8 protein-coding genes are annotated in these 6,508 nt (G+C 59.9%); 1 reads left to right on the top strand and 7 read right to left on the bottom strand.

Annotation, left to right across the window (positions count from 1 at the left end):
- Nucleotides 1-194 precede the first annotated feature (194 nt).
- The 4 genes from ACVW0C_RS09540 to ACVW0C_RS09525 form a co-directional block, all read right to left on the bottom strand.
- On the bottom strand, nucleotides 195-890 hold the full coding sequence (locus ACVW0C_RS09540; protein ID WP_457385110.1) for a chorismate pyruvate-lyase family protein: 696 nt from the start codon (nucleotides 888-890) through the stop codon (nucleotides 195-197).
- A gap of 132 nt (nucleotides 891-1,022) precedes the next feature.
- Complete coding sequence (locus ACVW0C_RS09535; protein ID WP_414330730.1) at nucleotides 1,023-1,526, bottom strand: AbrB family transcriptional regulator; 504 nt, start codon at nucleotides 1,524-1,526, stop codon at nucleotides 1,023-1,025.
- Entirely contained in the window at nucleotides 1,523-2,005 is a 483-nt protein-coding gene (locus tag ACVW0C_RS09530; RefSeq protein WP_457385108.1) for a Fur family transcriptional regulator, read from the bottom strand. The genes ACVW0C_RS09535 and ACVW0C_RS09530 overlap by 4 nt, the downstream gene beginning before the upstream one ends.
- A complete protein-coding gene (locus ACVW0C_RS09525; RefSeq protein ID WP_011434128.1) occupies nucleotides 2,002-2,325 on the bottom strand; it encodes a DUF1825 family protein in 324 nt (107 codons plus the stop codon). Before ACVW0C_RS09525 ends, ACVW0C_RS09530 begins: the two co-directional genes overlap by 4 nt.
- 150 nt (nucleotides 2,326-2,475) lie before the next feature.
- Between ACVW0C_RS09525 and cobT the strand changes: the two genes are divergently transcribed.
- Entirely contained in the window at nucleotides 2,476-3,603 is a 1,128-nt protein-coding gene (cobT, locus tag ACVW0C_RS09520; protein WP_041436788.1) for a nicotinate mononucleotide-dependent phosphoribosyltransferase CobT, read from the top strand.
- Here cobT and clpS read toward each other — a convergent pair.
- The 3 genes from clpS to ACVW0C_RS09505 all read right to left on the bottom strand — a co-directional run bounded on the left by clpS (nucleotide 3,552) and on the right by ACVW0C_RS09505 (nucleotide 6,406).
- Complete coding sequence (clpS, locus tag ACVW0C_RS09515; RefSeq protein ID WP_011434126.1) at nucleotides 3,552-3,857, bottom strand: ATP-dependent Clp protease adapter ClpS; 306 nt, start codon at nucleotides 3,855-3,857, stop codon at nucleotides 3,552-3,554. The genes cobT and clpS overlap by 52 nt on opposite strands.
- A 171-nt stretch (nucleotides 3,858-4,028) precedes the next feature.
- Nucleotides 4,029-5,870, bottom strand: coding sequence for a hypothetical protein (locus tag ACVW0C_RS09510; protein WP_457385106.1), 1,842 nt, complete (start codon nucleotides 5,868-5,870; stop codon nucleotides 4,029-4,031).
- A 140-nt stretch (nucleotides 5,871-6,010) separates the two neighbouring features.
- Entirely contained in the window at nucleotides 6,011-6,406 is a 396-nt protein-coding gene (locus ACVW0C_RS09505; protein ID WP_414349609.1) for a hypothetical protein, read from the bottom strand.
- Nucleotides 6,407-6,508 lie beyond the last annotated feature (102 nt).

Raw genomic sequence — 6,508 nt, 5'->3', positions numbered from 1 at the left:
TCAGGACTTGGGTCATGGTTCTATCGTAACTTCCGCATTCCTCCCGACACTGACCCTACGGGTACAGTGCGGGGCTCCTGCGATTTCTAGCTGACCCCAGAGGACTATCAGCGCATCTCCGCCAGCGCCCAATTGGATCCGCAGGTGGCAGCCGCCATCACCGCAGCCGTGCGCCGTTGGAGGTCTCCGTCGCGCTAGCGGGACAGGGCCCTTGCGGCCAGCCGTGGAGAAAACACCTCGTAGATGACGGTCAAAGGCTGGCCCCTGTGCAACAAAAGATAATGCCTAGCCCAGAAGGGACCGGGACACTGCAGCAGCCGGGCAACCGGGTCTGCCTCGCCGTGGTAAAGGCCGCGCAGCTCGCGAAAGGTCTCCAGTTTTTCTTGGATCAGATTTTGGCCAATGGGCCGATCGGGATGGGGCAAGTATTGAACCAGATGTTCGGAGTTCCACCAAGAGGTGGCATAGAGCAAGGGCTGCTGAGAGGTTGCCCCGCACAGCCAAACCCGCCGCCGCATCAAAGGGGATCCCAGCCGCCCCAAATCTCTGGCCAGCTGTTGCATGGACTTGGGGGCAGTGCCCTGCTCTGCCTGTAAATCAACCCGGCCCGTGTCCAGCAGATGAGCCTGAATCGGCTCTTGGATCAAGGCAGCAAGATTACGGGTGGTAAAGCCATCCCCCAAAAGCAGCAAGCGCAGCACGGGATCCACCTGCACCAGCTCAGGCTGTACCGGGTCTGGCTCCCCCTGCCAATGCAGCTGTAGAGGCCACCAATCGCCTTGGCCAGAGGAGACATTGCCCAAAGAGCCATCTGCAGAACGGAGAGCAGCGCTCCAAGGGGATCCGGCAGCGGCGGCATGGCAGGTGAGGGGAGAAGGGGAAAGTTCCAAGGCGGCGGTTCAGTTGTTAAGTTCTGTATCGCCCCTAGTCTAACCCACCCACCGTCTCTGCTCCGAGGACTTTCGTGACATACTCCGGCACTCATGCTGATGCACAGAGGGCGGGGCTTCCCGGCGGTCTAGCTAACTCGTGCCCGGCTGAACCAACAGCCGCACCACCCAGGGGACGACCACGACGACACTGATCAGGCGTGCCAAGTGCATGACCACCACTGTGCTGGTTTGGGCTCCCATGTCCAGGGCTATCAGGCTCATGTCGGAAATGCCTCCTGGAGCTGTGCCCAAGATGGCAGTCAAGCGCTCGATCCCCAGCCAACGGGAGATCAGGTACCCCGACAAGACCCCCGTGCCCACCGCAATCACCGTACAGAGCAGGGCTGGTCGCCACAGATCTTTCAGGGCCAGAAGCGTATCGGCAGTGAGCTTAGTACCCAAAAGAATGCCCAACACCACCTGCATGGCAAAACGGATCCCGGCTGGGGGAGCGGGAATTGGGATCGCCCCCCAGACATTCACCAAACCCACCGCCACCATGGAGCCCACCAGCGCTCCTGCCGGAAGCCTCAGCTTGACCCCGATCAGGGCGCCGGCCAGCCCGATCAACACCGTCCAGAGATAGCTCATCATTTGGGCTTAGCTTTGAGAAAAGAGGAACGCCGTGAGTCCGGGCTTGGCCCAACCCCTCTACGGCACTGGGCACAGACGCCGTAGAAGTCAAGCACATGGTACTCGATCGCAAATTGGTACTGACTGGAAAGCTGTGCCTCCAAATCTTCCACCGGACAATCGGGCAAAGGCACCACCCGCCGACATTCGGTGCAGATCAGGTGGTGGCGGTTGTGGCCATTGCTGGGCAGAACCTGGTAGTAGGTCTGCTGATCTCCCAAGTTGACCGCCTGCAGCTTGCCCTCATTGCGCAGAGCATCCAAAACTCGGTAAACCGTGGCCAGACCGACGGTGTGGTTGGCATTGCGCAACTCCAAAAAGATCTCTTGCGCCGAAAGGGGTTGTGAACGATGCTCTAGCACCTCCAGAATCAATTTCTGGTTGCGGGTCTGGCGGGAAGAAGACATGATCCCTTCGTGTAGGTCGTTCTTGGGGGTCAACGCTCAGCGTCTGCCTCAGCTTTCATGCGCTCTAGGGTCTGGTGCATTTGGTCAAACATTTGGGTCAGGGAGAGCCCAAACCCCCCAAGCTGAGTTTGCAGTTGTTTGATGGTCATTTGAGCCATAAAGTCGTCGGAGAGTTCCAGCCGCTTCATGAAAATGCGCTGGCGCTCCAGCAACTCCTCCATCTGTTCGATGAAGATTTTTTTGCCTTCCCGGTCGAATTGGCCGTACCGTTGACCAAGCTGCATCAGGTTTTGGAAATCCTGAAACAGTTGCTTGGCTTCCTCTTGGACGATCTCAGAGTCGAAGAAGCTCATGGCCTTCCGTTTGCCCTGAATAAACTGCATTGGGTATACCCATCCTATCCGAATCCGATTGCCTCAGCAGGAGGCAACCCCTCCTGCGAGTACGGGATCCCGCCCTTCTGGCTCAGGATAGACTCTGGCTTGTTTGCCTCGGTGTCCGGTATGCTTCCGTTTCCTTGCGTTAAGGCTTACACTCAGCCGGCTGTGGCCCGGCGGTGGTGCGAACGGGTGCAGGGATCCCGACCTCTGTTTCTGGCCTGCTTGGGGTTTACCGAAACGGCTCTCGTTCCCGGCATTTCGGCTGCCGGCGCTACCCCCTCCTTGCGTCGCTACACAGCTCTTGCCGATGGGGAAGTGTTGCTAGCGGGCCATTCTCACCGCTTGCCCACCTCTCCGGATGGCTATCCTTCCCCAGTGGTGATCAGCTGCGCCATCCTGAGGGAGTTGGGGATCCCGTGCCGAGTGTTCGATTGTGGCTTGCCGGAACCTTTGCCGGGGGCAGAAATGGTGAGCTCTGGGGGAGTGGCCCGCTGCTTGAGCACAGGACAGGCTCTGTCTTTGGAGCAGGTGGGATCCCTGTGGCAAGAAGGGTACGACCGCGGATCCCGGCTGGAGCAAGGCTACTGTGTGATTGGGGAGTGTGTGGCAGGGGGCACCACCACGGCGCTGGCGGTGTTGTTGGGACTGGGGTGGGCAGCAGAGGGCATGGTAAACAGCAGCCACCCGGTCTGCAACCACGCCCAAAAGCTGGCCTTGGCCCGGCAGGGATTGGCCCGTCTGCCAAGGGGAGCTTCTGCTGCTGAGGTGGTGGCGGCAGTGGGGGATCCCATGCAGCCCTTTGTGGCCGGGTTGGCGATGGGCGCAGCGCAACGGGGAGCGGTGCTGCTGGCAGGGGGAACCCAAATGTTGGCGGTGCTGGCCTTGATGCAGCGCTGGGGGGAAGAGCAGGGGATCCCTTGGCCCCCGGAGAACGTGGTTGTGGGAACTACCCGCTGGGTGGCAGAGGATCCCTCGGGCAATACGGTGGCCTTGGCAGAGTTGTTGGGGGTTGCTCCCCTTTTGGCCACCCAACTGAGCTTTGCCAATAGCCGCTATCTGCCTCTACAGGCTTACGAGCGGGGCTATGTCAAGGAAGGGGTGGGGGCGGGTGGGCTGGCCATTGCCAGCAGCCTTTACGCCGGTTGGGGCCAAGCGGAGCTGTTGGCAGCAGTTGAGCGCAGCTACGAACGCCTGGTGCTTCAGGCCGGCTCCAAGGGGGCCATGGTCAACCCCTCCCGCAGCAATTGCTGATGGTAGAGCTCCGCCTGTTCTTGAGGGCCGACCCAAACAACTGCTTGCCCTTCGGCATCCACCTGCACGGTCAGTTGCCGCGCTAGGGGCAAAGTCATGCCGGGGATGTATTTCAGCAGACATTCCGTAACGTGCTGAAAGGTATTGAAATCGTCATCCAAGACGATCACCTTGAAGTGGGGGTAGGGCTGGCGAACCTGGGTTCTCGAGGGCGAGAACTGCTGAGCAGGTCGAGTTGGAGCTTCCGTAGTCATAGCAGAAGAGATCGACACAACTACCGAGTAACTTGGGTCTCTCAGGGGTGAGAAACCGGTCGCTTCTGATGATCTATCTAGTTTCTAGTCTAATTGGCATCTTGTTGGCAGCTTGTGTCTGTATTCGGATCCCTTGTCGGTCGTTGGCGTCAGCGATAGAGCATGGTTCCTCTAAAGCTCTTCCCGCAGCGGGCGGCGGGGCTTTTGCCTGCCGAAGTGGCGCTCGAAATACAGGGCAGTGGCCCGGCGTAGAATCCCGGCTTGGGCAAGGGCCTGACACAGGGATCCGCCTGGCGGCAGGTGCTTCTGGATCTGTTCGATTTGGGCGGCGCTGACCAACCCAGAAGCCTTGAGGTAATCGGCCACGTGGCGTCCCCCCGCCAGTTGAACGGAGTAGCCCCCTTCGCTGAAAAATTTGACGGTCTCCGGCTTGAGGCCACTGTGGTGGGCCAGCACATCTGTGAAGGTGCCCCCTTCCTTTTCCCAAGCGTGAATGACGGTTTCGATGCCGGCATTGTCGATTAGGCCAGCCGCCCGCAATTGGGTCAACACCCGCTGTACCCAGGGGGTGGCCCGCTGCAAGGCTTCCAAGTCCTCTTCCCCCAAATACTGCTGCGGGGGCAATTCGCTTTCTGGGGCACTCAGCTCGGCTGCCCAGTCGGCTACGGTCAGGGCCTTGAGATCCTCTGTCTCTGGCCGGGCTTTCTCCGAAGCTGGGGTCGGTGCAGCTGCAGGTGGGGAAGTTCGCCGGGCTTCGGCTAGCGCTGCGGCTAGAGCACGGTTTTCCGCTTGGGCCGCCTGCAGTTGGGCCTGGAGCTGGCTCACTTGGGCTTGGGCTTCCTGCAAGCGATCTTGAGTTTCTCGCAGTTGGGCTTGGGTTTCTTGGAGCTGCACCTGCAAGCGGTGGGTGGCCTCGGCAGCTTCTTGGCGAACGTGGGCTAGGTCGGCAGTTAAGCGCTGCTTCGTAGACTGGGCCAGTTGGAGTTGGTGTTGGTGCTCCTGCAGCGACTGGTTCAGGGCAGCCACTTGGGCTTCCATTTGCTGCAGAGCATGACGCAGGTGGGTTTGCTCTTGGAGCTGCTGTGCCTGAGCCTGCTGTATCTTCTGCTGCTCCTGCAGTTGGGATCCCAGCTCTTGCAGCTGGTGTTTGGCTTGAGATTGCCATTCTGTCAACTCGTGGCAGCGGCGCCGCAGGGTCTCCAGCTCTGCTTGGGCGGCTTGCAATTGCGCGGATCCCTGAGTTTGCTGGGCTTGGAGTTGCTCCTCCAGTTCCCGAATGCGCTGTTGGGCAGCCTTTTGTTGTTCTGTCTCCTGTTGAATTTGGGATTCCAATTGGGCAATGCGCTGCTGCTGTTCCTGCTGGCGGGCTTGATGGTCGGCGACCTGCCGCAGCGACTGTTCGACCAGGAGCTGTTGCTGCTGCCGCTGCTGCTCCAGTTGCGCTTCTAAGATGGCAATTTGCTCTTGGTAGCGCTCCAGCTGGGCTTTGTATTGCTGGGTAACTCTGTAGGTCTCTTGGGCTACCTGTAGAGGGGAGACATAAAGAGGGGGCTGATCGGGAATGGTGGACCACTGCTCCACCATCACTTCCCAACTGTTGGCAGCTCCTTTCTGGCGCCGCAGCCGCTGTTGCTTGTCCAAGGCCCATTCCAACCAGTGGGGTTGCACCCAGCCCTGCTGCACCAAGATCTCCCCCAGCTTGCGCTCCGGGTGCTGCCGCTGCTGAATCAGGGCCTGATGGATGTGCTCCAGCTCCAGATACCCATGCAGCACCAAGATCTCGCCGATGCGCACCAATTCGACCGGAATCAATGGGTAGAGATCTCGGGGGGCAACCCAGCCGTGCTGCATACACAGCTCCCCCAACATCAAGGGGTTGTCGGCCTTTTCCCACATGGCCTGAGCCAGTTGGGCGGGGGTGAGCAGTCCTGCTCGGTTGAGGGCTTCTCCCAAGCGGATCTCAAACTTTTCCTGCTCGATGGCGGTTGGGGTGGGGCTGGTCGGCGGATTCATTGGGCCTCTCGGACGGGGAGAGTAAGCTCTGCTACAACTATCGTAGTGGAAAATCCTTAGAGAAGTAGCATGCTTCAACCGAAACGCATTTTGTCAAGCCGAGGATCCACGGATTTTGCTGGAAGGTCGCTTTTTAAGTCCTAAGAGGGGCGCTGTTCTTGGCTTTGGGCAAACTGTTGCAGCCGCCGCAGCATCAGCAATTGTCCCAAGCCCAAGGGCAGGAGAGAGACGGCCTCTACCCGCAACTGCACCCAGCCGTTCCCCCACAGCCAGTCACAGTAGCCATCGGCTCCTCCCCACATCAGCAGGCGCAGCCGTTCCGGCAGCAGGGTTTCCACCTGGTGCATGATCGAGAGGGGGCCCCATTGGGCCGCAAAGGTGCTGCCCAGCTCCAGCCTTTCGGGAAGGGATCCCTGCAGTTGCTGGGGCCAGATCCACTGCTGCAACAATCCCACCTCTGTCAGACAGCGCTGCACGGTCGATGCACTGGCCTCGACTTCAACCCGGATGGTGGAGGATTGAAATGTCCCTAGCATATCCGTTCCGCGTGGGCGCTCTGGTGACCGGTGCCACGGTTCCCCCGGCGATGCCTGACTCTATTCTGGTCAATTTGTAGGGTTTGCCCACCCTTTCTCAGC

It is taken from the genome of Thermostichus sp. OS-CIW-26 (genome assembly GCF_054058395.1).
Note: the sequence above shows the minus strand (reverse complement) of the source record. Positions and strands in the feature narration are given on the sequence as shown.

Bases quoted from the DNA above. Each gene is read 5' to 3' on its own strand.
- cobT (WP_041436788.1), top strand. From the start codon at position 2,476: ATGCTTCCGTTTCCTTGCGTTAAGGCTTACACTCAGCCGGCTGTGGCC.
- clpS (WP_011434126.1), bottom strand. From the start codon at position 3,857: ATGACTACGGAAGCTCCAACTCGACCTGCTCAGCAGTTCTCGCCCTCG.
- ACVW0C_RS09510 (WP_457385106.1), bottom strand. From the start codon at position 5,870: ATGAATCCGCCGACCAGCCCCACCCCAACCGCCATCGAGCAGGAAAAG.
- ACVW0C_RS09525 (WP_011434128.1), bottom strand. From the start codon at position 2,325: ATGAGCTTCTTCGACTCTGAGATCGTCCAAGAGGAAGCCAAGCAACTG.
- ACVW0C_RS09505 (WP_414349609.1), bottom strand. From the start codon at position 6,406: ATGCTAGGGACATTTCAATCCTCCACCATCCGGGTTGAAGTCGAGGCC.
- ACVW0C_RS09535 (WP_414330730.1), bottom strand. From the start codon at position 1,526: ATGATGAGCTATCTCTGGACGGTGTTGATCGGGCTGGCCGGCGCCCTG.